Annotated in this window: 24 protein-coding genes and 1 pseudogene; 7 read left to right on the top strand and 18 right to left on the bottom strand. The window is 70.9% G+C overall.

Annotated features, from left to right (window positions below):
- Positions 1-2: 2 nt before the first annotated feature.
- Positions 3-1,037, bottom strand: a complete 1,035-nt coding sequence (gene nadA / locus OCS65_RS13940; RefSeq protein WP_050035344.1) for a quinolinate synthase NadA — start codon at positions 1,035-1,037, stop codon at positions 3-5.
- 79 nt (positions 1,038-1,116) lie between these two features.
- On the opposite strand from nadA, the gene OCS65_RS13935 reads away from it, so the two are divergent.
- Positions 1,117-1,821, top strand: a complete 705-nt coding sequence (locus OCS65_RS13935; RefSeq protein ID WP_006941309.1) for an NUDIX hydrolase — start codon at positions 1,117-1,119, stop codon at positions 1,819-1,821.
- A gap of 83 nt (positions 1,822-1,904) precedes the next feature.
- Here OCS65_RS13935 and OCS65_RS13930 read toward each other — a convergent pair whose 3' ends face one another.
- The 5 genes from OCS65_RS13930 to bioB all read right to left on the bottom strand — a co-directional run bounded on the left by OCS65_RS13930 (position 1,905) and on the right by bioB (position 5,897).
- Complete coding sequence (locus OCS65_RS13930; protein ID WP_144415026.1) at positions 1,905-2,228, bottom strand: hypothetical protein; 324 nt, start codon at positions 2,226-2,228, stop codon at positions 1,905-1,907.
- Between the two features lie 114 nt (positions 2,229-2,342).
- Entirely contained in the window at positions 2,343-3,044 is a 702-nt protein-coding gene (locus OCS65_RS13925) for an MspA family porin (protein ID WP_006941310.1), read from the bottom strand.
- Positions 3,045-3,296: 252 nt separating this feature from the next.
- Positions 3,297-4,595 (bottom strand): patatin-like phospholipase family protein, encoded by a 1,299-nt coding sequence (locus tag OCS65_RS13920; RefSeq protein ID WP_263507159.1) that lies wholly within the window; start codon positions 4,593-4,595, stop codon positions 3,297-3,299.
- An 84-nt stretch (positions 4,596-4,679) separates the two neighbouring features.
- Complete coding sequence (gene bsaP / locus OCS65_RS13915) at positions 4,680-4,874, bottom strand: biotin synthase auxiliary protein BsaP (protein ID WP_006941314.1); 195 nt, start codon at positions 4,872-4,874, stop codon at positions 4,680-4,682.
- 9 nt (positions 4,875-4,883) lie between these two features.
- Entirely contained in the window at positions 4,884-5,897 is a 1,014-nt protein-coding gene (gene bioB, locus OCS65_RS13910; protein ID WP_043798956.1) for a biotin synthase BioB, read from the bottom strand.
- 132 nt (positions 5,898-6,029) lie between these two features.
- On the opposite strand from bioB, the pseudogene OCS65_RS13905 reads away from it, so the two are divergent.
- Positions 6,030-6,665: pseudogene (locus tag OCS65_RS13905) on the top strand (TetR/AcrR family transcriptional regulator C-terminal domain-containing protein); the annotation flags it as partial.
- A gap of 67 nt (positions 6,666-6,732) precedes the next feature.
- On the top strand, positions 6,733-7,896 hold the full coding sequence (locus OCS65_RS13900) for an IS30 family transposase (RefSeq protein ID WP_029546562.1): 1,164 nt from the start codon (positions 6,733-6,735) through the stop codon (positions 7,894-7,896).
- 95 nt (positions 7,897-7,991) lie between these two features.
- Here the strand turns inward: OCS65_RS13900 and OCS65_RS13895 are convergent, their stop codons facing one another.
- From OCS65_RS13895 to OCS65_RS13880, 4 genes are read right to left on the bottom strand one after another with little or no spacing between them, the layout of a single operon-like run.
- A complete protein-coding gene (locus tag OCS65_RS13895; RefSeq protein WP_006946166.1) occupies positions 7,992-8,738 on the bottom strand; it encodes a succinate dehydrogenase/fumarate reductase iron-sulfur subunit in 747 nt (248 codons plus the stop codon).
- 2 nt (positions 8,739-8,740) lie between these two features.
- Positions 8,741-10,657: a fumarate reductase/succinate dehydrogenase flavoprotein subunit gene (locus OCS65_RS13890; RefSeq protein ID WP_006946168.1), complete on the bottom strand. Its 1,917-nt coding sequence runs from the start codon at positions 10,655-10,657 to the stop codon at positions 8,741-8,743.
- A 58-nt stretch (positions 10,658-10,715) separates the two neighbouring features.
- Positions 10,716-11,531 carry a hypothetical protein gene (locus OCS65_RS13885; RefSeq protein WP_029544101.1) on the bottom strand — a complete coding sequence of 272 codons (816 nt, stop codon included), beginning with the start codon at positions 11,529-11,531 and terminating at the stop codon, positions 10,716-10,718.
- Positions 11,528-11,812 carry a hypothetical protein gene (locus OCS65_RS13880; RefSeq protein ID WP_006946170.1) on the bottom strand — a complete coding sequence of 95 codons (285 nt, stop codon included), beginning with the start codon at positions 11,810-11,812 and terminating at the stop codon, positions 11,528-11,530. The genes OCS65_RS13885 and OCS65_RS13880 overlap by 4 nt, the downstream gene beginning before the upstream one ends.
- A gap of 268 nt (positions 11,813-12,080) precedes the next feature.
- On the opposite strand from OCS65_RS13880, the gene OCS65_RS13875 reads away from it, so the two are divergent.
- Together OCS65_RS13875 and OCS65_RS13870 are read left to right on the top strand one after the other, a co-directional pair.
- The gene (locus OCS65_RS13875; RefSeq protein WP_006946171.1) at positions 12,081-12,233 is read left to right on the top strand and encodes a hypothetical protein; all 153 of its coding nucleotides are present in this window, start codon (positions 12,081-12,083) and stop codon (positions 12,231-12,233) included.
- Positions 12,234-12,268: 35 nt separating this feature from the next.
- Positions 12,269-12,697 (top strand): hypothetical protein, encoded by a 429-nt coding sequence (locus OCS65_RS13870; protein WP_029544103.1) that lies wholly within the window; start codon positions 12,269-12,271, stop codon positions 12,695-12,697.
- 108 nt (positions 12,698-12,805) lie between these two features.
- Here the strand turns inward: OCS65_RS13870 and OCS65_RS13865 are convergent, their stop codons facing one another.
- From OCS65_RS13865 to OCS65_RS13840, 6 genes are all read right to left on the bottom strand, one after another.
- The gene (locus tag OCS65_RS13865; RefSeq protein ID WP_006946173.1) at positions 12,806-13,255 is read right to left on the bottom strand and encodes an ATP-binding protein; all 450 of its coding nucleotides are present in this window, start codon (positions 13,253-13,255) and stop codon (positions 12,806-12,808) included.
- Between the two features lie 148 nt (positions 13,256-13,403).
- Complete coding sequence (locus tag OCS65_RS13860) at positions 13,404-13,793, bottom strand: STAS domain-containing protein (protein WP_006946175.1); 390 nt, start codon at positions 13,791-13,793, stop codon at positions 13,404-13,406.
- A 62-nt stretch (positions 13,794-13,855) separates the two neighbouring features.
- Positions 13,856-15,142 carry a PP2C family protein-serine/threonine phosphatase gene (locus tag OCS65_RS13855; RefSeq protein ID WP_043798925.1) on the bottom strand — a complete coding sequence of 429 codons (1,287 nt, stop codon included), beginning with the start codon at positions 15,140-15,142 and terminating at the stop codon, positions 13,856-13,858.
- 245 nt (positions 15,143-15,387) lie between these two features.
- The gene (gene bioD / locus OCS65_RS13850) at positions 15,388-16,083 is read right to left on the bottom strand and encodes a dethiobiotin synthase (protein WP_043798923.1); all 696 of its coding nucleotides are present in this window, start codon (positions 16,081-16,083) and stop codon (positions 15,388-15,390) included.
- Positions 16,080-17,219, bottom strand: a complete 1,140-nt coding sequence (locus OCS65_RS13845) for an 8-amino-7-oxononanoate synthase (RefSeq protein ID WP_043798921.1) — start codon at positions 17,217-17,219, stop codon at positions 16,080-16,082. The genes bioD and OCS65_RS13845 overlap by 4 nt, the downstream gene beginning before the upstream one ends.
- A gap of 129 nt (positions 17,220-17,348) precedes the next feature.
- Positions 17,349-18,629 (bottom strand): adenosylmethionine--8-amino-7-oxononanoate transaminase, encoded by a 1,281-nt coding sequence (locus OCS65_RS13840; RefSeq protein WP_029544114.1) that lies wholly within the window; start codon positions 18,627-18,629, stop codon positions 17,349-17,351.
- Positions 18,630-18,732: 103 nt separating this feature from the next.
- On the opposite strand from OCS65_RS13840, the gene glgX reads away from it, so the two are divergent.
- Together glgX and treY are read left to right on the top strand one after the other, a co-directional pair.
- Positions 18,733-21,132 (top strand): glycogen debranching protein GlgX, encoded by a 2,400-nt coding sequence (glgX, locus tag OCS65_RS13835; protein WP_263510354.1) that lies wholly within the window; start codon positions 18,733-18,735, stop codon positions 21,130-21,132.
- Positions 21,129-23,489 carry a malto-oligosyltrehalose synthase gene (gene treY, locus OCS65_RS13830; RefSeq protein ID WP_263510353.1) on the top strand — a complete coding sequence of 787 codons (2,361 nt, stop codon included), beginning with the start codon at positions 21,129-21,131 and terminating at the stop codon, positions 23,487-23,489. Before glgX ends, treY begins: the two co-directional genes overlap by 4 nt.
- A 79-nt stretch (positions 23,490-23,568) precedes the next feature.
- Here the strand turns inward: treY and OCS65_RS13825 are convergent, their stop codons facing one another.
- Complete coding sequence (locus tag OCS65_RS13825; RefSeq protein WP_263510352.1) at positions 23,569-23,814, bottom strand: hypothetical protein; 246 nt, start codon at positions 23,812-23,814, stop codon at positions 23,569-23,571.
- Positions 23,815-24,515: 701 nt separating this feature from the next.
- Entirely contained in the window at positions 24,516-24,773 is a 258-nt protein-coding gene (locus OCS65_RS13820; protein WP_006935401.1) for a chorismate mutase, read from the bottom strand.
- Between the last annotated feature and the right edge of the window lie 72 nt (positions 24,774-24,845).

Below are 24,845 nucleotides of genomic sequence, written 5' to 3'. Positions count from 1 at the left end.
CGTCACTCCCCGCCGCCGGGGTTGCCGATCGCGATCATCCGCTGCACCGACTGCCGGGCCCGCTCGGCGACGGCCGGGTCGACGTGGACCTCGTCCTTGCCCTCCTGCAGGCAGCGCAGCAGCGCGGCCGGAGTGATCATCTTCATGTAGGGGCAGGACGCGCGGTCGTTGACGGCCTGGAAGTCCACGCCGGGCGCCGCCTTGCGCAGCTGGTGCAGCATCCCCACCTCGGTGGCGACGAGGACCTGCTTGGCGCCGGTGGCGCGGGCCGCGTCGAGCATGCCGCCGGTGGACAGGATCTTGACCTTGTCGTCGGCGACGAAGCCCTCACCGGCGAGGTACAGCGCGGAGGTGGCGCAGCCGCACTCGGGGTGGACGAACAGCTCGGCGTCGGGGTGCGCCTTGGACTTGGCGGCGAGCTCGTCGCCGTTGATCCCGGCGTGCACGTGGCACTCGCCCGCCCAGATGTGCATGTTCTGCCGGCCGGTCACGCGCTTGACGTGGGCGCCGAGGAACTGGTCGGGCAGGAACAGCACCTCGCGGTCGGGGTCGATGGAGGCGACGACGTCGACCGCGTTCGAGGAGGTGCAGCAGATGTCGGTCAGGCCCTTGACCTCGGCGGTGGTGTTGACGTACGAGACGACGACCGCGTCGGGGTGGTCGGCCTTCCATTCGCGCAGCTGGTCGGCGGTGATCGAGTCGGCGAGCGAGCACCCGGCCCGCTCGTCCGGGATGAGGACCGTCTTGGCGGGGCTGAGGATCTTCGCGGTCTCCGCCATGAAGTGCACGCCGCAGAAGACGATGGTGTCCTCCTCGGCCTCGGCGGCGATGCGCGAGAGGGCGAGGGAGTCGCCGACGTGATCGGCGACGTCCTGGATGGCGGGCAGCTGGTAGTTGTGCGCCAGCAGCGTGGCGTTGCGTTCGCGCGCCAGTCGCCGGATCTCCTCGGCCCACTCCGGGGTCGCCTCGACGCCGGTGTAGCCGCCGGGTCCGTCCTGGATCGGGGTGTGCGCGCCCGCCCACGTCGTAGTGGTCATGGCCTGCTCCTTCGCCGTGCACCGGGCGGGCTTTGCCCGGATTTCCGTATTCGGGGGTTTTCGACTTAGGATCGAAAACATGACACATGGTAGCACCCTTCACGAAGTGCTCATCGTCGTGTTCCAGGTTCGCCGATTTCCGGACACCCAGGGCGGCACGAAGACCGAGCTCGGGGTGCTGTTGTGGCAGCGCGCCCTCGACCCGGAGGCGGGCACCTGGTCGCTGCCCGGCGGCCGCCTCCGCGACGACGAGGACCTCACCACCTCCGCCCGTCGCCAGCTCGCCGAGAAGGTCGACGTGCGCGAGGTGGCGCACCTCGAGCAGCTCTCGGTGTTCTCCGATCCGCACCGGGTGCCGGGACCGCGCACGATCGCCTCGACCTACCTCGGGCTGGTGCCGATCACCTCCGATCCCCACCTGCCCGAGGACACCGCCTGGCATCCCGTGTCGGACCTGCCGGCGATGTCCTTCGACCACGGGGTCATGGTCGAGAACGCACGCACCCGCCTGGCCGCCAAGCTCTCGTACACCAACATCGCCTTCGGGCTGGCCCCCGCCGAGTTCGCCATGTCCACGCTACGTGAGATCTATTGCGCGGCACTCGGATACCAGGTGGATGCCACGAACCTGCAGCGCGTGCTCAAGCGCCGCGACGTCCTGACCCCCACCGGCACCACCGCCCCGCCGGGGCGTGCCGGCGGCCGTCCCCCGGCACTGTTCCGCTTCACCGAGTCGCGCCTGCGCGTCACCGACGAGTTCGCCGCCCTGCGCCCGCCGGGCTGACGGTTGGTGTGGTTCTCTGCTTCGGTATCGGCAACTGCAGGACGGCCCAGCCGAGTGGACGGTGGCGGCGAGCGCGTAGTGAGCTACCTCGAGGAGGTCGGTGCCGGCAAACGCGCCGAATCCGCGGAGCCGCTCGTCGCGGTGGCACAGGGCTGCGGCGAGCCGGCCGAGCCGGTTCGGGGGCTCGGCGAAGAATCGCGGGCGCGCGCCTCGCGTTCACCGAGATGTTCGGCGCCGTCGCCGTCCGTTGGGGGCTCCGGCGGCAGACGGCGGCGTCGGCCGGCAGCGGGTGCCCGCAAGTGGGCCCGCTCGAAGGCCTGAGAGTCGTCCGGGCGGATGCGGACCGCGTCCCCCTCAGGGGCGACATCGAGAATCCGGTAGGTGTCGTCGATCAGCGTCATCGCCACGGCAGTGCACGGTAGAAGCTCGACGTCAACGCTCGGTCACACGCCGATGAGCATCGCCTCCGCCTCCGTCGGTGGTGACCCGCTGGGATCCAGGGCCACCACCGACGGAGTCCGTCAGTTGAGGCGCTGCGGGACGCCGTAGGTGACCACGGTGTCGTTGTTGGCGGTGATCGCGCGGGCGAACGGCCGGACCGTCACCGGCCCGACGGCACCGGAGACCGAGCCGTGCACGCCGGCGATCCGGACGGTGACCGAATCCCCGTCGAACTCGTGATCCTCGACGATGGCGACCTCGGTGATGCCGCCGGGGGCGAGTTCGACCTCGATCTCCTGCTCGGGAATGATCGAGCCGCCGATCGTCGCGCCGGTGCTCGCGTCGAGGCCCAGCGCGAATTCGGGTGCCAGTTCGACGTTGACGCCCACCTCGTTGCCGACCTCCCAGTCCAGGCTGGGGGTGAAGATGTGCACCACCGCACCGGGCACCGCGACCGGGTAGCCGATCTGATATCCGAGGGTGAGCTTGGTGCCGGTGTAGTCGGCGGCACCGGGCCCGGTGATGTTCACGGTGGCGGAACCGTCGTGGAAGAACTCGACACTGAGCGGGGAGCTGTCGAGCGGGAGAACGCCCTGGATGGAGGTGTCGGCCTGCAACACCTCGATCGCGTTGCCGTCCGCGAGGGGCAGCACGCGGGCGTTGTCGACGGCGGCGGTGGCGGCGCCCGGGCCGACGAGCACGCTCAGCGCCACGGCTGCGGTGAGCGCGGTGCCCCGGACGACATTCGGACGGAATCGGTTGCCGGAGAAGCGGTGGACCATCGTGACGACCTCGTTCCTGGAGGGTGGGAAGTGGCGTGACCTCCGACACGCACGCACAGCCTAGAAGCAGCACACGCGATTTCGCCGGACGAACCGGGGCGCGGCGTGTCCTGAACGTGACGCCACCACGGGCGGGCAGGCAGGATCACAGCACTCCGGCAGCGCCTGGTTCACACCGCTGTGGCACCGACCGGCCGCCCATAGATGACAAGTTCCGCGAAAACCTACAGCGAGGTCCGGCACATGCCGGCCTTACGTATACCGGGCGTCGGCCGGGTACCGGGGGAAGCCGTCGCCGGCCGCGCGCCAGTCGGCCAGCCACCGCTCGGTGAGTTCCGTGCCCTCGGCCCGCAACGCCGCCAGGTGCCGCGGACTCCGGTCGAGTTTCGAGGCGTGGTCCAGCGTCCACGCCGAGTCCCGGCTCATCTTGATCGTGCGGACCACGACGGTCTTGCGGTCCGTCAGGGGCGGGGCGTCGTTGCCGTACTTGTCGATCCACCGGTTGACGGTGAGGATGTGGTCGAGTTCCTGGTTCAGCGACAGGTTGCCGGCCAGATCGTTCTCCCGGTCGCGGATCTCCTCGAGACCGACGCGCAACGAGGTCGGCGAGTACTCCTGCGGGTTGATCCGCACCACCCAGATCTCGTCGGGCTTGTCGTCGCAGGTCTCGGTGTCCAGCAGGTCCCGCACCGGCGGGTTCTGCGAATACAGGCCGTCCCAGTAGTAGCCGGTGCGCCGGATGGTGGTGCCTTCGTCCGCAGTGGGGAACTCGAGGTTCTCGATCGGTTGTGCGGGCAGCAGCTCGGGCAGCGTGCCCGACGCCGCCACCCCGTCGAGCGACAGGGCGCGGCGCATCCGCCACCGCGTCGCGCCGTACTGGTCGCGCTCCGGCGGGGGCTTGAGCCCCAGTTCCTCCAGGGTCTTGTCCGAGTCGAAGGTCTCGAAGTTGCCGCTGAGCACCTCGATCGCGCCGGCGATGACCCGGACATTGTTCTGGGCGAGGAGCTTCCAATCGACCGAGTCGAAGTCCGGGCAGAGCGAGGCGAGCAGGCCCTGGAATCCGAGGTACTCCGGGCGGGCACCCACCGATCCCAGGCCGAGCAGCCCGAGGCGGCCCGCCGCGGCGTACGGACTCGATTCGGGGAGGGCCACGCCCGCGGCCTTCCAGCGCAGCAGCACCTGCCCGGCCAGGTTGTGCAGCGTCTCGGCGGGGTTGGTCGCCGCGAACACGGTCCACAGGTGGTCGAGTCGTTCGACGGCCTTGTCGACGGTGCCGCAGTCCGGGTCGGATCCGTTGGGGGCCAGGCCGTACCAGGTCGCAAGCGCGCACAACGCGCCGGCGGACGTGCCGCTGAACGAGACCAGATCGAAGGAGGTGCCGCCGTCGGCGTCCCATCGCTGCTTGGCCCGCAGAATCGAGGTGAGCGCACCCCAGGTGAAGGCGACGTGCGTGCCTCCACCCTGACAGGCGATGGCAATCTTCTTGCGCCGCACGGACTGCACCGACACGTTGATCCTTCCGGAGGGGACGTCGCGCTGATTGTGTCGCATCTCCGGCCGCCTGTCCGCGCGGGCCCCCGGGCGCGGCGGTCCCTCCCCGGCCGCACCCGCCACGGTCGGCGGGCGCGGCCACGCTCAGCGACGTTCCGTCAGGCTCGAGTCGAGCGTCCCGTGCCGGGAGCACCGGGCCCACCAGCCGTCGGGGGCGACCTGCACGATCATCCGGCGCCCGCACTGCTCGCAGAACCGGGGCGGCTCGAGACCGAGCCGGGCCGCGGCCGGGACCGGGGCGTTCTCGTCGACGGGCCGGCCGGTGAACGGGTTGAACACGCCGGCCTCCTAGAGGGTCTCGCCGAGCGCCTTGATCGGCATCTTCAGCTCGCCGAGCAGGTCGATGTCGGACTCGGCCGGCCGGCCGAGGGTGGTGAGGTAGTTGCCGACGATGACGGCATTGATGCCGCCGAGGATGCCCTGCTTGGCGCCGAGGTCGCCGAGGGTGATCTCGCGGCCGCCGGCGAAGCGCAGGATCGTGCGCGGCAACGCGAGCCGGAACGCGGCAACGGCCTTGAGCGCCTCCGCCGCCGGCAGGACCTCCAGATCCCCGAACGGGGTGCCCGGGCGCGGGTTGAGGAAGTTCAGCGGCACCTCGTCGGGCTCGAGCGCGGCCAGGTCGGCGGCGAATTCGGCACGCTGTTCGAGGGTCTCCCCCATGCCGAGGATGCCGCCGCAGCACACCTCCATGCCGGCCTCGCGGACCATCCGCAGGGTCTCCCACCGCTCCTCCCAGCTGTGGGTGGTGACGACCTGCGGGAAGAAGGAGCGGGCGGTCTCGAGGTTGTGGTTGTAGCGGTGCACTCCCATCGCGGCGAGCTGGTCGACCTGCTCCTGGGTGAGCATGCCGAGCGAGCAGGCCACCTGGATATCGACCTCGTTGCGGATCGCTACGACCCCGGCGGCGACCTGGGCCATGAGCCGCGCGTCGGGCCCCCGGACGGCGGCGACGATGCAGAACTCGGTGGCACCGGTCTTGGCGGTCTGCTTGGCGGCCTCGACGAGGCTGGGGATGTCGAGCCATGCCGAGCGGACCGGGGAGGCGAACAGCCCCGACTGGGAGCAGAAGTGGCAGTCCTCGGGGCAGCCGCCGGTCTTGAGACTGATGATGCCCTCGACCTCGACCTCGGGGCCGCACCAGGTCATGCGGACCTCGTGGGCGAGGCCGAGAAGATCCTCGAGCCGCTCGTCGGGCAGCTGCAGCACCTCGAGGACCTGCTCACGGTCGAGTCCCTCGCCACGCCCCAGCACCTGTTCGCGGGCGAGGGTGAGGATGTCGGCACGGGCGGGGGCCTGGGTCACGGTCGTCTCCTGGAGGGTGCGGGTCACGGCGAACTTGAACACCGTTCACTTGAACGCTGTTCAGGCTAGGGTGGCGGTGGTCTACTGTCAACGCGACGGATGGTCGGGAACCAGGTACGACGGGAGCGAACGGTGCAGTTGCGACGCGGCGACGTCCTCGACGGCGCGATGACGATCCTCGACGAGTACGGTCTCGGCGACCTGACGATGCGCAAGCTCGCCACGTCGCTCGGCGTCCAGCCCGGGGCCCTGTACTGGCACTTCCCCAACAAGCAGACCCTGCTCGGCGCGATGGCCGACCGCATCCTCGACGGCGTCGACGCCCCGTCCACCGCCCCCGCCTGGGACGGCGCACTCACCGAACTCGCGCACCGCTTCCGCGCCGCACTGCTCGCCCACCGCGACGGCGCGGAACTCGTCGCCGCGACCTACGCGTCGCGGCTGACCACGTCGCGCGTGCGGGAGGCGTTCGTCGCAGCGGGCCTGCGGGCGCGGTTGTCCCGCGCCCACGCCGAGCTCGCCGGGTACGCGCTGCTGCACTACGTCCTCGGCCACACCGTCGACGAGCAGTCCCGTCTGCAGCTCGCCGAACTCGGGGCGCTGACCCGCAAGCCCGTCTCCCCCGACGTGTCCACCGAGACAGCGGCCGGCTCGGACGTCGACCTGCTCGACGGGGATCCGTCCGTGCGGTTCGACTTCGGCCTGACCCTGTTCGTCGACGGCATCCGCAGCCGCCTGCGCGAGGGCGATCCCGCTGCGTCGCGGCCGAATGTCACACCGGTGCAACCCAGGCTGACTCAGGTGGTCCATGCGACACGCTCCCTGACCAGGGGAGATGTCAGTGGGTCGAGCAGCACGAGAGGCGAAGAAGGCTAGGTTCTTCGCCATGCGCATGACGAAGGTGTCGATCGCCAAGGCCGCAGCCGCGGTCGGTGTCAGCCGACAAACCGGCTACCGGTGGGAGGACGAGGCCAACGGCACCGTCCGCCGTGCCCCGCACTGGGAGCACGGCGGACGGTCGTTGTCCCTGGGCGAGCGGGAGCTTGTCGCCCTCGGACTCGCCCGCAACGAGTCGGTCCAGACGATCGCCGCGCACCTGGGCCGGCACCGGTCGGTGATCTACCGGGAGATCGAACGCAACAGCAACCGCGACGGTAGCTACCGCGCCGTGTCGGCCCACGCGCGGGCCTGGACCCGAGCACTGCGACCGAAAGTCGCCAAGCTGATGGCCGCACCCGAGTTGCGCGCGTATGTCGTCGCCAAGCTGAAGCTGCGCTGGTCCCCGCAGCAGATCTCGGCCAGGCTGGTGGTCGACTTCCCCGACCGAGCGGAGATGCGGGTGTCCCACGAAACCATCTACCAGGCCGTGTATGTGCAACTGAAAGGCGAACTGCGAAAAGAGCTTTCGGAGTATCTGCGGCGCCGGCACACCCGTCGGGTGCCGCAGGGGCGAGTGCCGAGCAGTGCCCGCCATATTCCCGACAAGATCCTCATCTCCCAGCGGCCCGCCGAGGTCGAGGACCGGGCGGTGCCCGGGCACTGGGAGGGAGATCTGATCATGGGGGCGCGCAACCGCTCGGCGATCGGCACCCTGGTCGAGCGCACCACCCGGTACGTGGTGTTGCTGCACCTGCCGAAGGTCCGCGACGTGTCCGGCGTCCGCGATGCGATGATCGCCGCGATGCGGTCGTTGCCGGAGGTGATGCAGCGGTCGGTGACCTGGGATCAGGGCCACGAGATGCGTGCTCATGCCCAGATCACCATGGCCACCGACGTCGCTGTCTACTTCTGCGATCCGCACTCGCCGTGGCAGCGCGGCACCAACGAGAACACCAACGGTCTGCTCCGGCAGTACTTCCCCAAGGGCACCGACCTGTCGGTGTACACGCCCGAGGACCTGCAGCAGGTCCAGGACGAGTTCAACGGCCGCCCCCGGCAGACGCTACGCTGGCGCACGCCAACCGAAGCGTTCACCGAGCTTGTCGCATCGGCCGCCTGAAACCGCCCCACCTGAACGCATGTGACATTCGGCCACCAGGACGGACGGGGGTCGGCCGCGCGGTGGCCTGCTACCGGTGGGCCGAGCGGGTGGGGTCAGCGCCGGAACAGCTTGTTGCCGAGCCAGACGATCGGGTCGTACCGACGGTCGACGACGCGTTCCTTCATCGGGATCAGCGCGTTGTCGGTGATGTGGATGTTCTCCGGGCACACCTCGGTGCAGCACTTGGTGATGTTGCACAGCCCGAGTCCGTGCTCCTCCTGCGCGGCGGTGCGCCGGTCGGCCACGTCGAGCGGGTGCATCTCGAGTTCGGCGATCCGCATCAGGTACCGGGGACCGGCGAACGCCTCCTTGTTCTCCTCGTGGTCGCGCACCACGTGGCAGACGTTCTGGCACAGGAAGCACTCGATGCACTTGCGGAACTCCTGCGACCGCTGCACGTCGATCTGCTGCATCCGGTACTCCCCCGGCGCCAGGTCGGGCGGGGGCGCGAACGCCGGTATCTCCCGGGCCTTCTCGTAGTTGAAGGACACGTCGGTGACCAGATCGCGGACCACCGGGAACGTGCGCAGCGGGGTCACGGTGACCACCTCGTCCTCGGCGAAGACCGACATCCGGGTCATGCACAGCAGCCGCGGACGGCCGTTGATCTCCGCCGAGCAGGACCCGCACTTGCCGGCCTTGCAGTTCCACCGCACCGCCAGGTCGGGAGCCTGGGTCGCCTGCAGTCGGTGGACGATGTCGAGGACGACCTCGCCCTCGTTGACCTCGACGGTGTAGTCACGCAGTTCACCGCCACCGCCGTCGCCGCGCCAGATCTTGAATGCCGCCCGGTACCCCATGGCTACGGCCTCCGTCCCGGATGTTCCGCGAGTTCGTCGTCGGTGTAGTACTTGGCGAGTTCCTCGAAATCGAACAGCGCCAACAGGTCCGGTCGCATGGGCACCTGCTGTTCGGGTGCCACCGTGACATCCGGGATCGACTCGTCACCACCGTCCGTGCGGCACACGAGCAGCGTCCGGCGCCAGTTCGGGTCCATCGACGGATGATCGTCGCGCGTGTGCCCGCCGCGGCTCTCGGTGCGCAGCAACGCCGCCCGGGCCACGCACTCGCTCACGAGCAGCATGTTGCGCAGGTCCAGGGCGAGGTGCCAGCCGGGATTGAACTGCCGATGCCCCTCCACGGCGACGTTCCGGATCCGCGCCCGCAACGCGCCGAGGACGTCGAGGGCACGGGCGATCTCGTCGGCGCGCCGGATGATGCCCACCAGGTCCTGCATGGACTGTTGCAGCCCGGTGTGCAGGGTGTAGGGGTTCTCCGCCGTCGCGGGCTCGGCGGGATCGAACGGGGCCAGCGCCGTACGCGCCGCGGCCGTGACGTCCGCCTCGGCGACGCGCGGGCGGTGCCCGAGGCCCTGCACGTAGTCGGCGGCGCCGAGGCCGGCGCGCCGGCCGAACACCAACAGATCCGACAGGGAGTTGCCGCCGAGCCGGTTCGACCCGTGCATGCCGCCCGAGCACTCGCCGGCGGCGAACAGTCCGGGCACGGACGCGGCACCGGTCTCCGGATCGACCTCGATGCCGCCCATCACGTAGTGGCAGGTGGGGCCGACCTCCATCGCCTCCGCGGTGATGTCGACGTCGGCGAGCTCCTTGAACTGGTGGTGCATCGACGGCAGCCGCCGGACGATCTCCTCGGCGGGCATGCGCGAGGCGATGTCGAGGAACACCCCGCCGTGCGGGGTGCCGCGACCGGCCTTGACCTCGGAATTGATGGCGCGGGCGACCTCGTCGCGCGGCAACAGGTCCGGGGTGCGGCGGTTGTTCTCCTGGTCGGTGTACCAGCGGTCGGCCTCCTCCTCCGTCTCCGCGTACTGGCCTTTGAACACCGGTGGGATGTACGAGAACATGAACCGCTCGTTCTCGGAGTTCTTCAGGACCCCGCCGTCGCCGCGCACCCCCTCGGTGACGAGGATGCCCTTGACGCTCGGCGGCCACACCATCCCGGTGGGGTGGAACTGGACGAACTCCATGTTGATCAGGGCGGCCCCGGCCCGCAGCGCGAGAGCGTGACCGTCGCCGGTGTACTCCCACGAGTTCGACGTCACCTTCCAGGACTTGCCGATCCCGCCAGTGGCCACGACGACGGCGGGCGCCTCGAACAGCACGAACCGGCCGGACTCGCGCCAGTACCCGAACGCACCGGCGATGCGGCCCTCGGCGTCCTTCAGCAGTTCGGTGACGGTGCATTCGGCGAACACCCGCACCCGGGCGTCGTAGTCGCCCGTGGCGGCGTGGTCCTCCTGCTGCAGGGACACGATCTTCTGCTGCATCGTGCGGATCAGCTCGAGGCCGGTGCGGTCACCGACGTGCGCCAGCCGCGGATAGGTGTGACCGCCGAAGTTGCGCTGGCTGATCCGGCCGTCGGGGGTGCGGTCGAACAACGCACCGTAGGTTTCGAGTTCCCACACCCGGTCGGGCGCCTCGCGGGCGTGCAGTTCGGCCATGCGCCAGTTGTTGAGGAACTTGCCTCCTCGCATGGTGTCCTGGAAGTGCACCTGCCACGAGTCGTGCGGGTTGGCGTTGCCCATCGCGGCGGCGCAACCGCCCTCCGCCATGACGGTGTGCGCCTTGCCGAACAGCGACTTGCACACGACCGCGACCCGCAGTCCGCGTTGACGCGCCTCGATGACGGCGCGCAGCCCCGCCCCGCCCGCGCCGATGACCACCACGTCGTAGCTGTGCCGTTCGACGTCCGCCATCCAGTCCTCCTTCGCTGCCGAGTCGGCCCGGGGCCGGCGCCCGGGCCGTCGTCGTGGCTCAGCCGACGAACCGCAGGTCCGAGATGGTGCCGCTCGCCACGAGCATGATGTAGAAATCCGTGATCATCAGGGTGCCCAGCGTGGTCCACGCCAGTTGCATGTGCCGGGTGTTGAGCCGGGAAACCGCCGTCCAGATCCGGTAACGCAGCGGGTGTTTCGAGAAGTGCTTGAGCCGGCCGCCGGTGACGTGCCGGCACGAGTGGCACGAGACGGTGTACGCCCACAGGAGCAGCACGTTCCCCACCAGGATGAGGTTGCCGAGGCCGAAGCCGAACCCGCCGCCGGAACCGTGGAACGCGACGATCGCGTCATAGGTGTTGATCGCCGAGATGACGAGCGCAACGTAGAAGAAGTAGCGGTGCGAGTTCTGGATCAGCAGCGGCAGCCGCGTCTCCCCCGTGTACCGGGCGTGCGGCTCGGCGACGGCGCAGGCCGGCGGCGCCAGCCAGATCGAGCGATAGTAGGCCTTGCGGTAGTAGTAGCACGTCAGCCGGAATCCGAGCAGGAACGGCAGCGACAGGAACGCCAGGGGGATCCACATGGGCAGCTCGCCCACCCACGTCCCGAAGTGCCGGGCGCCGGGCACGCACGACGCGCTGACGCACGGCGAGTAGAACGGCGTGAGGTAGTGGTACTCCTCCACCCAGTACGCGGTGCGCACGAAGGACCGAATCGTCGCGTAGACGACGAAGACGGCCAGCCCGAGCGTGGTGAGCACGGGCGGTTGCCACCACCGGTCGGTGCGTAGCGTGCGCGCCGCGATCCGGGCCCGCGTCGAGGACCGGACGCCGGCGCCTGCCGCGGGGGCGCTCACCGCGAGCCGTGCAGGCCGCCGAGCCCCTCGTCGTCACAGTCGACGCCGCGGAAGATCTCGTCGTACGGGGTGTCGGGGATCGGAATCCGCTCGCCGGCCGGCCGGGACGTCTCGCGCGGCGGCGAGGCCGCCAGATCCTGCGCGTCGATGTCGAGCCGGTCCACGTCGTTGATCAGGCGGCGCACCGCAGCGGCGTCGCCGTACCTCGACCGGAGCGAGGTCAGGCAGTGCCGAAGGTGACCGATGGTGCGGTGCAGTTCCTGCATTTCGGTGGTGGACATTCGTACCTCCGAGAGGGCGGTCGGCACGTCGACACCTGCCGACTCGATGTGACAGCTATCACAGTACGACATTCGCGCGGCAACACATGCGAATCCGGCGATCGGCGCGTAAACGCCCCGCCGGGCGGCCTATCCGCCCCGGATCCGGACATTTCAGTCCAGGAAATGTGAAATCTCTGCTACAGGTTTCGAAAATCCCGCATCCGGGAAAGCTTTGGTGCCAGTGTGAAAACAGCTCGCGCTGAAGAGAGTAAGGACCGAAACCGTCATGCAGACCACCTTGTTCGCCTCCGCCGCTTCCCGTCGCGCCACGGCCTCGGCCGGCTCGGCCATGAGTACCGAGGAGATCAAGCGCCGCATCGAGGCGATGTTCGCCGAACCACGCACCGACGAGCGGTCGGCGAGCACCGGGCGCGCATGAGGTCGACGACGTCGATGTGGAAAGCAGGGGATCAGATGAGTTCAGGATCGATCGAAGGGGTACCGGCCGGCGAACTGCTGATCGTCGGTGACTGCTCCCGGGTGCTCGACGGCGCCCGCGGTGCCGAGCTGCGGACGTGGGCGCGTCACCACGGACTCGGTTTCACCGACACCTTCGCCCCGGGCCGGGTGGTGTGCGCGATCGTCACCGAGGAGGTGCTCGACGGCGCCTGCTCTCCCGCCGAGGCGATGACGATGCAGTCCGTGCGCGCCGCCGGCATCCCCTGCGTCTGCGTGCACGACGCCCCCGAACGGATCCTCGAGGCACTCGTCGAACACGACCTGCTCGGCGACACCGTGACCCGGTCCCGCGGGGACGTCACGGTGCCCGCCGGGACCGTGTGCACCTCGGTGTTCGCCCTGAACGGTGACGCCGGGGCCCGCCGGGACCCGCAACCGGCCTGACTCCGTCCACGAAATCGACTCCGGCCCCGGCGCGTCGTGCGCCGGGGCCGGAGTCGTTCGGTCGACCAGCCGTCGGGCGAGCAGGAGACGCCGCCCCGGCGGCCCGGATCAACCCGAGAAGGCCGAGGCCTCCTGCGGCAGGTGCCAGCGCATCGCCACCACGGTGCCGTCGGAATTGACGGCCAGGTCGGTGTCCGCGGCCAGGTTCCGGATCAGCGTCAGGCCGTGCCCGCGCGAGCTCCCGGCGGTCGGCACGGCCGATTCCCGCCAGTGCCCGCGATCGGTGACGACGATCTCGACGCACCGGTCCTGAGGCGAGTACTTCGCCTCGAGGTCGACCGTGCCGTCACCGTCGGCGTAAGCGTGCTCCACCGCGTTCGCGAGCGCCTCGTAACTGGCCAGCAGCACATCCTGGCCACCGACCTCGGCGAGCCGCAGGCCGCTGAGCCACCGATCGAGAGCCTGCCGCAGCATCGTCACCTGCGAGGCCTCGGCGCGTACGCCGCGGTAGTACAGTCCGGTCGTCAGAAAGGCTGGTGCTACGCCTCGCGTCTGCATCCTCGTTCCCTCGTCGTCGACAGGTCCCCGACCGGTTCGTGTCCGGCGTGCCAGGTCTCCGCCCGGCGCATGCCTCCCTGCCGCCCTTGTCGGCTCATGCCTCCCTGCCGCCCTTGTCGGCTCATGCCTCCCTGCCGCCCTTGTCGGCTCATGCCTCCGTGCCGGCCTTGTCGGCCTGCAGGGCGGCCAGCGCCTCGTCGAGGCGGCTGTGGATCGGGAACACCTCGTCGAGCCCGAGCAGCGACAGGGGCCGCGCGGTGGCCGAGCCCTGCGCGACGACGGCGTAGGGGATCGTGCCGGCGGTCTTCTTCGACAGGTCCACCAGCACGGCGATGCCCACCGAGGCAAGGAAGTTGACGGCACCCAGGTCCACGATCAGACCCCGGCACTTGTCGTTACCCAGGGTGGCGACGGCTTCCTCCTCGAGCTGCGGGGCGCTGACCAGATCCACGTCACCGGCCACCGACAGCACCGCGATGTCGCCGCTCCACGTCTGGGATACGGCCATGATCGGCTGTTCGGAAGTCGCTTCGTTCATCTGTCCATCATGCAAGACTCTGTCCTCCTGTGCGATAGCGGGTCCGATCCGGGGATCGGAAGTCAACGGGGTACACCCACGGCGAGCAGGGCGATGTCGTCCTGCGCCCGCAGGCTGGGAATCAATTCGGAAAGCTCGGCGACGAGGCTGATCGGGGTGGCGTCCGGCACTCGCGCGGAGAGGAATGCGACGACGTTCTCCTCCCCGAAGATCTCCCGCCCGTCGGGGCGGGCCTCGGTGAGTCCGTCGGTGTAGAGCAGCAGCGTCTCCCCCGGCTCGAGGTCGACGGTGCACGCTCCGAAGCGGGCCTCGGACAGCGCGCCCACCAGCATGCCGCGCACGCCGACCGCAGCGCAGACCGCCCCCGAGCGCCGCAGCAGCAGGGCGGGCGGATGCCCGCCGGTGGCGAGGGTCACCCGGGCGCCCTCGCGACCCTCGAGGTTCGGTTCGATGATCCCGAGCATCACGGTGCAGAACCGGTGCTGCTGCGGGTCGAGCAGCAGGACGGTGTTGAGTTCGGCCAGCGCCAGCCGCGGGTCGGAGAATCGCACGGCGGCCGCCCGCAGCGTGTACCTGATCAGCGAGGTGACCGAGGCCGCGACGGGCCCGTGCCCCTCGACATCCCCGAGGAAGAACGCCCACCGGTCGTCACCGAGGTGGAACACGTCGTAGAAGTCGCCGCCGACCTGCTGGGAGGACGCCGCATGGTAGTGGCACGCGAGCTCTATGCCCTCGATGGCCGGCAGCGACGGCGGCAGCAGGGTCCGCTGCAGGGTCGTGGCGAGTTCGGCGAGCACGTGCCGGTCGCGCTCGGCCTGCAGCCGCAGGTCCCGTTCGGCCCGGACGGTGGCCAGCGCCGACAACCGCAGCTCCAGCTGATCCATCACCACCGACGCGAGGTCCTCGAGGACGGACAGGTCCGCGGCGGAGACCTCCCGGGGCCGGGTGTCGAGGACGTTGACCGTGCCGAGCCGGTAGCCGTCCGCGGTGGTGATGGGGGCGGCGGCGTAGAACCGCACCCCCAGCTCGCCCTGGACGAGGGGATTCTGCGCGGTCCGCGGGTCGGTCCGGGCATCGGCCACCACATAGGGACGGTCGCAGAGAATCGCGGAGGCGCACAGGCCCGGGTCGCGGTCGATCTGCCGCACCCCCTCGAGGCCGTGGGCGGCCTTGAACCAGATGCGGTCCTCGTCGACGATCGTCACCGTGGCGATCGGGGTGCCGAACCAGGACGCAGCCAGTCGGGCGATCCGGTCGAACGTGCCGTCGGCCGGGGTGTCGAGAATGTTGTAGCGGGAAACGGCCCGCATGCGGGCAGTCTCCCACTGCTGGTGATCGAGCACCGTCATCGCCTGCGCTGTCTCCTACACCGACTTCCGGTCCTGCCTCGGTCGGTGAAACGCAGCAGTCGACACCCAACGCGACGAGCACTGCGTAGCACTGACGTAGGGACGCGTAGTCGGAACGCGTACCTCACAGGCACTACGGCTGGTGTCTCAACCGCATCGGACACCCTACCCGAACTCGCCGTCTTCGCACATTCGTTCACCTGCAGGAAACGTGCCGGGGCGCCGACCGGGGGCCGCGACGGGCGTCAGGATCGCATCGGCAGCCCGGTCCGGTCGGCCGGCAGCCAGCGTGCGGCCTGCTCGCCGAAGGCCACGGCGTCGAGGGCGCCACTGTCCGCCGGGATACGCCCGAGGACGGGCACGCCGGTCACCTCGGGCAGGTCCTGCAGATTGCACCGCTCGGCCAGACCGGGCTGCTCCGGCCACGCGCCGATCACCAGGCCCGCGCACTCGACGCCGCCGGCCTGCAGCGCGGCGACGGTCAGCGCGCTGTGGTTCAGGGTGCCCAGGGCGGGGGCCGCCACCACGACGGTGGGGGCGCTCAGCGCGGCGGCGACGTCGAGGAGGGTGAACCCGTCCGCACCCAGCCGGACGAGCAGCCCGCCGGCCCCCTCGACGAGCACCAGGTCGTACGCGTCCGCGAGTGCCCGCACGGCGGTGACGACGTCGGGCAGGTGCAGCGGCGACCGCCCGCTGCGCCGCGCCGCGGTGTCCGGTGCGAGCGGCTCCGGGTAGCGGGCCAGTTCGACGGTGTGGACCCGGTGCCCGGTGAGCCGGGCGATCTCGGCGAGGTCGCCGGGTGCGTCGTCGGCGACGCCGGTCTGCGCCGGTTTGCACACGGCGACCCGCAGGCCCGCCGCGGCGGCCACGGCGGCGTAGGCCGCCGTGACGACGGTCTTGCCCACCTCGGTGGAGGTGCCGGTCACACACAGGACGGTCATGCCCGCACCCCGGCCAGCACGTCGGTGAGGACGCTTTCGATGCGGGCGAGCTCGTCGGCGCCGAGATTCGCGCGCGCGGTCAGCCGCAGCCGGGACGTGCCCTCGGGGACGGACGGCGGCCGGAAGCAGCCGACGTGGACGCCCCGGCTGCGGCACGCCTGGGCGGCGTCGAACGCGACCTGCGGGTCACCGAGGATCACCGACACCACCGCCGACGTGGGGGCGGCGACGCCGGTGATCCGGGCCAGGTCGGCGGCCCGTTCGAGCACGGCGGTGGCCCGTTGCGGCTCGTCGCGCAGCACGCGCAGCGCACCGCGGGCGGCGCCGACGGCCGCGGGCGCGAGACCGGTGTCGAAGATGAAGGTGCGGGCGGCGTCGATCAGGTGGGCCCGCACGCGGGTGTCGGCGAGGACCACGCCGCCCTGCGAGGCCAGGGACTTCGACAGCGTGGCGGTGACCACGACGTCGGGTTCGCCGGCGAGACCCGCCTCGTGGACGAGTCCGCGGCCCCCCTCACCGCGGACTCCGACCCCGTGGGCCTCGTCGACGAGCAGCAGTGCGCCGTGCGCGCGGCACGCCGCATGCAGTTCCGGCAGCGGCGCGAGGTCTCCGTCGGCGCTGAACACGGAGTCGGTGAGCACGAGGGCGCGCCGCTCGGTGCGGGTGGCGAGGGCCGTCCGCACGAAGTCGACGTCGGCGTGCGGGGCGACCTGCACCCGCGCGCGGGTCAGCCGGCATGCGTCGACCAGGGACGCGTGGCAACCCGCGTCGGAGACCACGAGGGTGTCGCGGTCGGCGAGGGCGGTGACGGCGCCGAGGTTGGCGGCGTAGCCGCTGGCGAATACGAGGCCGGACTCGGCGCCGGTGAACTCGGCGAGTTCACGCTCGAGCAGTTCGTGCTCGCTGGTGGTGCCCGTGACGAGGCGGGATCCGGTGGCGCCGCCGCCCCACCGGCGCAGCGCGGCGGTCGCGGCGGCGAGGACCTCGGGGTGCCGGACGAGCCCGAGGTAGTCGTTGGAGGCGAGGTCGACGGTGCCCGGTGCCGGGGTGCGCGGATGCAGGGTGCGGCGCAGGCCCGCCGCGCGACGGGCGTCGGCGACGTCGTCGAGCCACTGGAGGCTGGCGAAGGCGGTCATGTCGGCAGACCCTACCTGAACACTGTTCAAGTGACGCTCCGGGCGGCCGATTCCTCCCCGTGCGGTGGCTGCCGGCGGTGACCGCCGCCCCGCGAGTTCCCCGCTCGTGACCCGGCGTGCCGGGCCGGATCAGGCCCGGGCCGCCGCGCACATCCCCGCGGCGATCCTCTGCACGTCGTCGGCGCTGCAGACGTAGGGCGGCATCGCGTAGATCAGGTTGCGGAACGGGCGCAGCCACACTCCGGCCGCGACGGCGGCCGCCGTCGCGGCGCCCATGTCCACCGGCCGGTCCAGTTCGAGCACGCCGATGCCGCCGAGCACCCGCGCGTCCACCACGCCCGGCAGCTCCCGCGCCGGCGCCAGGCCCGCCTCGAGGCCGGCGGTCAGCGCGGCCACTTCGCCGCGCCAATCCCGTGACAGCAGCAACTCCACGGCAGCGACGGCAACCGCGCACGCGAGCGGATTGCCCATGAACGTCGGGCCGTGCATGATGCCGCCGCCCTCGCCCGCACTGACCACTTCGGCGACGGCCGATGTGCACAGCACCGCGGCCAGGGTCAGATAGCCACCGGTCAACGCCTTGCCGACGCACATGACGTCCGGCGCGACGGCCGCGTGGTCGGCGGCGAACAGCTCCCCGGTACGGCCGAACCCGGTGGCGATCTCGTCGAAGATCAGCAGCAGCCCGTGTGCGTCGCACATCCGGCGCAGCTCGTTCAGATAGCGGGGGTCGTGGAAGCGCATCCCGCCCGCCCCCTGGACCACCGGCTCGACGATCACGGCGGCCAGCTCGTCCGTATGGGCTTCGAGCAGCGCTTCGAACTCGGCGACGTACGCCGGATCGAACTCGCGGGGCGGCGCCGGGGCGAACACCTGCCGCTGCAGCACGCCGGTCCACATCGAGTGCATGCCGCCCTCGGGGTCGCACACGCTCATCGGCGCGAACGTGTCGCCGTGGTAGCCGCCGCGCCACGTCATGAGCCGGTGACGTCCCGGCCTGCCGGCCGCGCGCTGATACTGCAATGCGAGTTTGACCGCGACCTCCACCGACACCGACCCGGAATCGGCGAGGAAGACCTTGTCCAGACCGTCGGGGGTGATCTCCACGAGCAGCTCCGCGAGCCGCGCGGCCGGCTCATGGGTGAGGCCCCCGAACATGACGTGGCTCATCCGGCCCAGCTGCTGCGTGACCGCCGCGTCGAGGACCGGGTGGCGGTATCCGTGCACGGCGGCCCACCACGAGCTCATGCCGTCGACGAGTTCCCGGCCGTCGGCCAGCCGCAGCCGGGTCCCGTGCGCCTCGTCGACCACGAGCGGCGCGGTCGATGCAGGGACGGCTCCGTAGGGGTGCCACAGGTGCGCCGCGTCGAGCGCGGCGACCCGGTCGGGACTCAGACGACGAACGGTCACGAGGATCGACTGTAGGCGTCCCCGCCCCGGGGCCGATCGTCGCCTGTGCCGGGGAGGATCGCTCGCCCCGTACGCGACCGTCGATCCGGTTAGGGTTGCGGTCATGGAACCCACCGAGCCGAGCACGTCCACGGAGGCCCTCCCGGCCGACATCCCGGTGTGGCCGGGGAGCGCATATCCGCTCGGCGCGACCTACGACGGGGCGGGCACGAACTTCGCCCTCTTCTCCGAGGTCGCCGAGAAGGTCGAACTGTGCCTGATCGCCAAGGACGGCACCGAGACCCGCGTGCCGATCGAGGAGGTCGACGGCAACGTCTGGCACGTCTACCTGCCCACGGTGACCCCCGGCCAGCGCTACGGCTACCGGGTGCACGGCCCCTACGACCCGGCGCAGGGTCTGCGCTGCGATCCGAGCAAGCTGCTGCTCGACCCCTACGGCAAGGCCTACGACGGCGCGTTCGACGGCGATGCGTCCCTGTTCTCGTACGCGATGGTCGGGGCCGAGGACGCACCGTCCGAACCGGAGCATTCGGCAGGAGCCGAGGAGGCACCGTCGGCGCCGGAGCCGGCGGCCCGGGCCGCGGAGGACGCCGGCGCCGAGGCCGCCGGGGACACGACCGCCGACGAGGCGGACGACTCGGACGGGACCGGGTCCGGCGAGACCGAGGGCGACGGGACCGGGGACGACGGGGCCGGGGACGACACGGCGGCCGAGTCCGCCCCCGAGCCCGCCGCACCGGCGAATCCCGATTTCCCGCAGCTCGATTCGCTCGGGCACACGATGACGACCGTGGTGATCAACCCGTTCTTCGACTGGGCCTCCGACCGGCACCCGCGCCGGCCCTACTACGAGACCGTCATCTACGAAGCCCACGTGAAGGGCATGACCGCGACCCATCCCGGCGTGCCGGAGCAGCTGCGCGGCACCTACGCCGGACTGGCGCACCCGGTGATCATCGACCATCTGCAGAGCCTCGGGGTCACCGCGATCGAACTGATGCCCGTGCACCAGTTCATGCACGATCAGGTCCTGCTGGACCGTGGGCTGCGGAACTATTGGGGCTACAACACCTTCGGCTTCCTGGCCCCGCACCTGGACTACTCGTCGGCGAGCAACCCGAGCGGCGTCGTCGCCGAGTTCAAGGCGATGGTGCGCGCCTACCACGAGGCAGGCATCGAGGTGATCCTCGACGTGGTCTACAACCACACCGCGGAGGGCAACCACCTGGGACCGACCATCTCGTTCCGCGGCATCGACAACGCCGCCTACTACCGACTGGTCGACGACGACAAGTCCTACTACATGGACTACACCGGCACCGGCAACAGCCTCAACGCCCGCCACCCGCACACCCTGCAGCTGATCATGGATTCGCTGCGCTACTGGGTGACCGAGATGCACGTCGACGGCTTCCGCTTCGACCTGGCCTCCACCCTGGCCCGCGAACTGCACGACGTGGACCGGCTGTCCGCGTTCTTCGACCTGGTGCAGCAGGATCCGATCGTCTCGCAGGTCAAGCTGATCGCCGAACCGTGGGACGTCGGCGAGGGCGGCTACCAGGTGGGGAACTTCCCCGGCCTGTGGACCGAGTGGAACGGCAAGTACCGCGACACGGTCCGCGACTACTGGCGCGGTGAACCGGCCACTCTCGGCGAGTTCGCCTCCCGGCTCACCGGCTCGTCGGACCTGTACGAGGCCACCGGCCGCCGCCCGAGCGCCTCGATCAACTTCGTCACCGCGCACGACGGCTTCACCCTCGCCGACCTCGTCTCCTACAACGAGAAGCACAACGACGCCAACGGCGAGAACAACATGGACGGCGAGTCGCACAACCGGTCGTGGAACTGCGGCGCCGAGGGCCCCACCGACGACCCGGAGGTGCTGGCCCTGCGGCAGCGGCAGAGCCGCAACATCCTGGCGACGCTGATGCTCTCCCAGGGCACCCCGATGATCGCGCACGGCGACGAGTTCGGGCGCACGCAGCAGGGCAACAACAACGTCTACTGCCAGGACAACGAGCTGTCCTGGATGGACTGGTCGCTCGCGGAGACGAATGCGGACCTGCTGGACTTCACCCGCAACGTGATCGCCCTGCGCCGGTCGCACCCGGTGTTCCGGCGGCGGCGGTTCTTCGAGGGCCGGCCGATCCGCAGCGGCGAGCAGTCCCGCGACATCGCCTGGCGCACCCCGGCGGGCGAGGAGATGACCCCGGAGGACTGGGACAGCGGGTTCGGCAAGTCGCTGTCGGTGTTCCTCAACGGCGAGGGCATCCACGAGCCGAACCAGCGCGGCGAACGCGTCGTCGACGATTCGTTCCTGCTGTGCTTCAACGCCCACGACGAGCCGATCGACTTCGTCACCCCCGACGGGCCGCACGCACAGGAATGGTCGGTGGCGCTGGACACGGACGTGCCGGACGGACTGCGCGAACAGGTCGTGACCGCCGGGGGGTCGGTGCGGGTGCAGGCCCGTTCGCTGCTGGTGCTGCGGAGGACCGCATGAGCCCGCGCCCGGTGTCGTCGACGTATCGGCTGCAGCTCACCGGCGACGGGACGACCTTCGCGGACGCGATCGCGCTCGTGGACTACCTCGAGGCGCTCGGGGTCTCACACGTGTACCTGTCCCCCGTGCTCAGCGCCGCGGCCGGATCGACCCACGGCTACGACGTGGTGGACCCGACCACGGTGTCGGCGGCGCTCGGCGGCCGCGCGGGCCTCGAGGCCCTCGCCCGCGAGGTCCGCTCCCGCGGGATGGGTCTGCTGATCGACATCGTGCCCAACCACGTCGGCGTCGGCGATCCCCGCGAGAACCCGTGGTGGTGGGACGTGCTGCGGCACGGCCGCGACTCGCGGTACGCGACCTACTTCGACGTCGACTGGGCCGCGGACAACGGCACCGACGGCCGGATCGCCCTGCCCGTGCTGGGTTCGGCGGCCGACGTCGAGGAGCTGACCGTCGACCGCACCGGCGACGAGCCGACGCTGGCCTACTACGAGCGGCGCTTCCCCGTCGCCCCGGGCACCGACGCCGGGACCGGAGCGGAAGTACATGCGCGGCAGGCGTATCGGCTGGTGCCGTGGGACAGCGGCCTGATCGGGTACCGCCGGTTCTTCACCGTCGACGACCTCGCCGCGGTGCGGGTGGAGGATCCCGCGGTGTTCGACGCGGTGCATGCCCAGGTGGCGTCGTGGATGGACGACGACCTCACCGACGGCGTCCGCGTGGACCATCCCGACGGCCTGGCCGACCCGACCGGCTACCTGCGGCGGCTGCGCGGGCTCGTCGGCCCGGACCGGTGGCTGGTGATCGAGAAGATTCTCGGCGACGGCGAACCGCTCGACCCGACCCTGCCCGTCGACGGCACCACGGGCTACGACGCGCTCGGCGAGGTCGGTGCGGTGTTCCTCGATCCGCGGGGCGAGAAGGACCTGAACGCGCTGTCACTCGACCGCACCGGCACCCCCGGCGACGCCGAGTGGCTGCACGCGCAGGAGAAGCAGATCAAGCGCGCGGTGCTGCAGACGGGGCTGGCGCCGGAGGTGCGCCGGCTGGTGCGGGCCGTGCGGCGAGATGCCGCCGATGCGACCTGCCCGGACGAGCGGCTGCGCGACGCCGTGATCGCGGTGGCGGCCGAACTGCCCGTGTACCGGTCGGACTATGCGTCGCTGGGCGGGATGCTGCCCCGCATCCTGGGTGACCGCGCCCGCGCCGACGCCGCGCTCGAACCCGCCCTCGAGGTGCTGGCCCGGGCCCTGGCCCGCGGCGGAGAGGCGGCGGCCCGGTTCGGCCAGGTGTGCGGTGCCGCGACGGCGAAGGCCGTCGAGGACTGCCTGTTCTACCGGGCGGCGCGGCTGGTGTCGCTGCAGGAGGTCGGTGGCCACCCGGGACGGTTCGGGTTGCCCGTCGCCGAGTTCCACCTGGCGTGGGCGGAGCGGGCGCGGCGGTGGCCGCGGGCGATGACGTCGCTGTCGACGCACGACACCAAGCGGGGCGAGGACGTCCGCGCCCGCATCGGGGTGCTCTCCCAGGTGCCGCAGCTGTGGGCGGCGTGCCTGTCCGAATGGGAATCCGTCGCCCCGCCGCCGGACGCCGCCACCGGGCTGTTCCTGTGGCAGAACCTGTTCGGCGCGTGGCCGCGCGACGGCGTGGTGACCGGGGAACTGCGGTCGCGGCTGCGCGAGTACGCCCGTAAGGCGTTGCGGGAGAACGGCTTGCGCACCACCTGGACCGAGGTGGACGAGGAGTTCGAGGGCGCGGTGGCGGCCTGGCTCGACGCGGTGTGCGACGGGCCGGTCGGCGCGTCACTGACCGAGTTCGTCTCGTCCCTGACCCCTCATTTCTCCGCGGATTCGCTCGGGCAGAAGCTGCTGCAGCTGCTCGGACCCGGCATCCCCGACGTGTACCAGGGCACCGAACTGTGGGAGGACTCGCTCGTCGACCCGGACAACCGGCGGCCCGTGGACTTCGCCACCAGACGCCGGCTGCTCGCACAGGACGCACCGCCGGCCGTGGACGACGCCGGCACCGCGAAGCTCGCCGTGGTGCGGACGGCGCTGCGCCTGCGCCGCGAGCGGCCGGCGAGCTTCGTCGGCGGGGCCTACGTTCCGCTGTCCGCGTCGGGGCCGGCCGCCGGTCACCTGATCGGGTTCGGGCGGGGCCCGGCGGCCGAGGAGGTCGACGTGGTGGCGCTCGCGTCGCGGCACACTGTCACGCTGGAGGAAACCGGGTGGGGCGACACGACGCTCGACCTGCCGCCGGGACTCTGGGTCGATCGGCTCACCGGGCGGCGGCTGTCGGGAACGGTGTCGCCGGCGGAGGTGTTCGCGGATCTTCCCGTTGCGGCGCTGGCCCGCGATTAGGAATTCTCCTCCTGGGGGTGGACGGCCCTCGGCCGGCGACGCCGGCCGAGGGACCCGGCGACCGGGACGAGCCGGCGGTTCAGCTCACACCGGTCGGCGGTGGCCCCGTGGGGGTCTCGAGGCCTGTGCGCCCTTGCGCGAGGACGACGCGCGTCACCTTACGCAACAGCCATCCCTTGATCCCGGGAAGACTCGCGGCGATCTGCTCTTCGATGGCCAGCTTGTCGTAGTACGAGCGGAGCCGGTGGATCCGGGCCGACCCATCGAACTCGTAGACCGTGGCCACCAGAGCTCGATATGCGATCCCCCGGTACGTCTGGGTCATCCGACCTGGGGTTACCCCAGGGTCGTGTGGCGGGAGGGGTCACCCCCCCTTCGGCGTGGCGTGGCCCGGACCGAGCGGTGCTAGTCACCGGTCGGGGCCACCGCCGAGGTACTGCGCGACAGGGGCGCTACAGCGTTGGTAGAGGAGCTGACGGAGGACGTCGTGGCAGTGTCGGCCTCGCTCTCCGGCAGGGGCAGGAGGTAACCGATGAGTACCACGGGAGATCGTCGGTCTGCCCGGAAAGCGAAAGCCCGTGCCGATCGCGCGTTGTGCCCGGTCGCGGTATCAGCCACCTTGGGGCTTCGGGTCGCTGATGTGGCGGAGGCGATGCGCGCCCACGCCGTCGCGAGGCCACTCGACGTCGCGACCGCCGGGCGCCGGCTCCGCGGCGCGGAGCCCATGCCGGACCGGGTCTGTCAGCTGCTCGCCCGCAAGGCCGTACGAGCAGCTCGGCGGTGCGCCGGCAACGGAGCCGGGCGTTTCGAGGAGGAGCATGCGAACCTGCTCCGGTCCGAGCGGGTGCACCGGCTCCTCGAATCCGGCAGGCGCCGACGCTTCGACGAGCCGGCGATGATCACGGTGCGGGACGTCGCCTTCCGGGCGGCGAGACCTTGCGCGCGGCGCGACGGCGGGCGATCTCTCGGACGGCGAGCGGGCGGCTCTGCGGATTGTGGGTGTGGACCCGGGACTGCCCCGCACCGCTAACGCAGGCGCAGCAGGACCAGGGCCAGGGCCGTGCCGTCCTCGCCGAGCTCCGCGGCGTATCGGCGGATCACGCTCATGTCGTGGGCGTGGGTGACGCGGGGCGCGCCCGTCCCGACCCGGAGCTGCCCGATCCGTCGTTCGAGCGCGATGCGGCGCCGCACCACGGCGAGGAGCTCGGCGTCGAGGCCGTCGATGTCGGCGCGCAGACGGGGCAGTTCGGAGTCGGTGGTGCCTGGTTCGGCAACGGCGGTCATGATGCCTCCCTTCGGGATTCGGTGTGTTCGCTGCATCGATACTCCCGCGCGGGCGCGGCGGGTAACAGCCAC

The sequence above is a fragment of the Rhodococcus aetherivorans genome (assembly GCF_025722975.1).
GTDB lineage: Bacteria > Actinomycetota > Actinomycetes > Mycobacteriales > Mycobacteriaceae > Rhodococcus > Rhodococcus aetherivorans.
The sequence above is the reverse complement of the archived record's forward strand: the minus strand, read 5'-3'. Positions and strand labels throughout refer to the sequence as shown.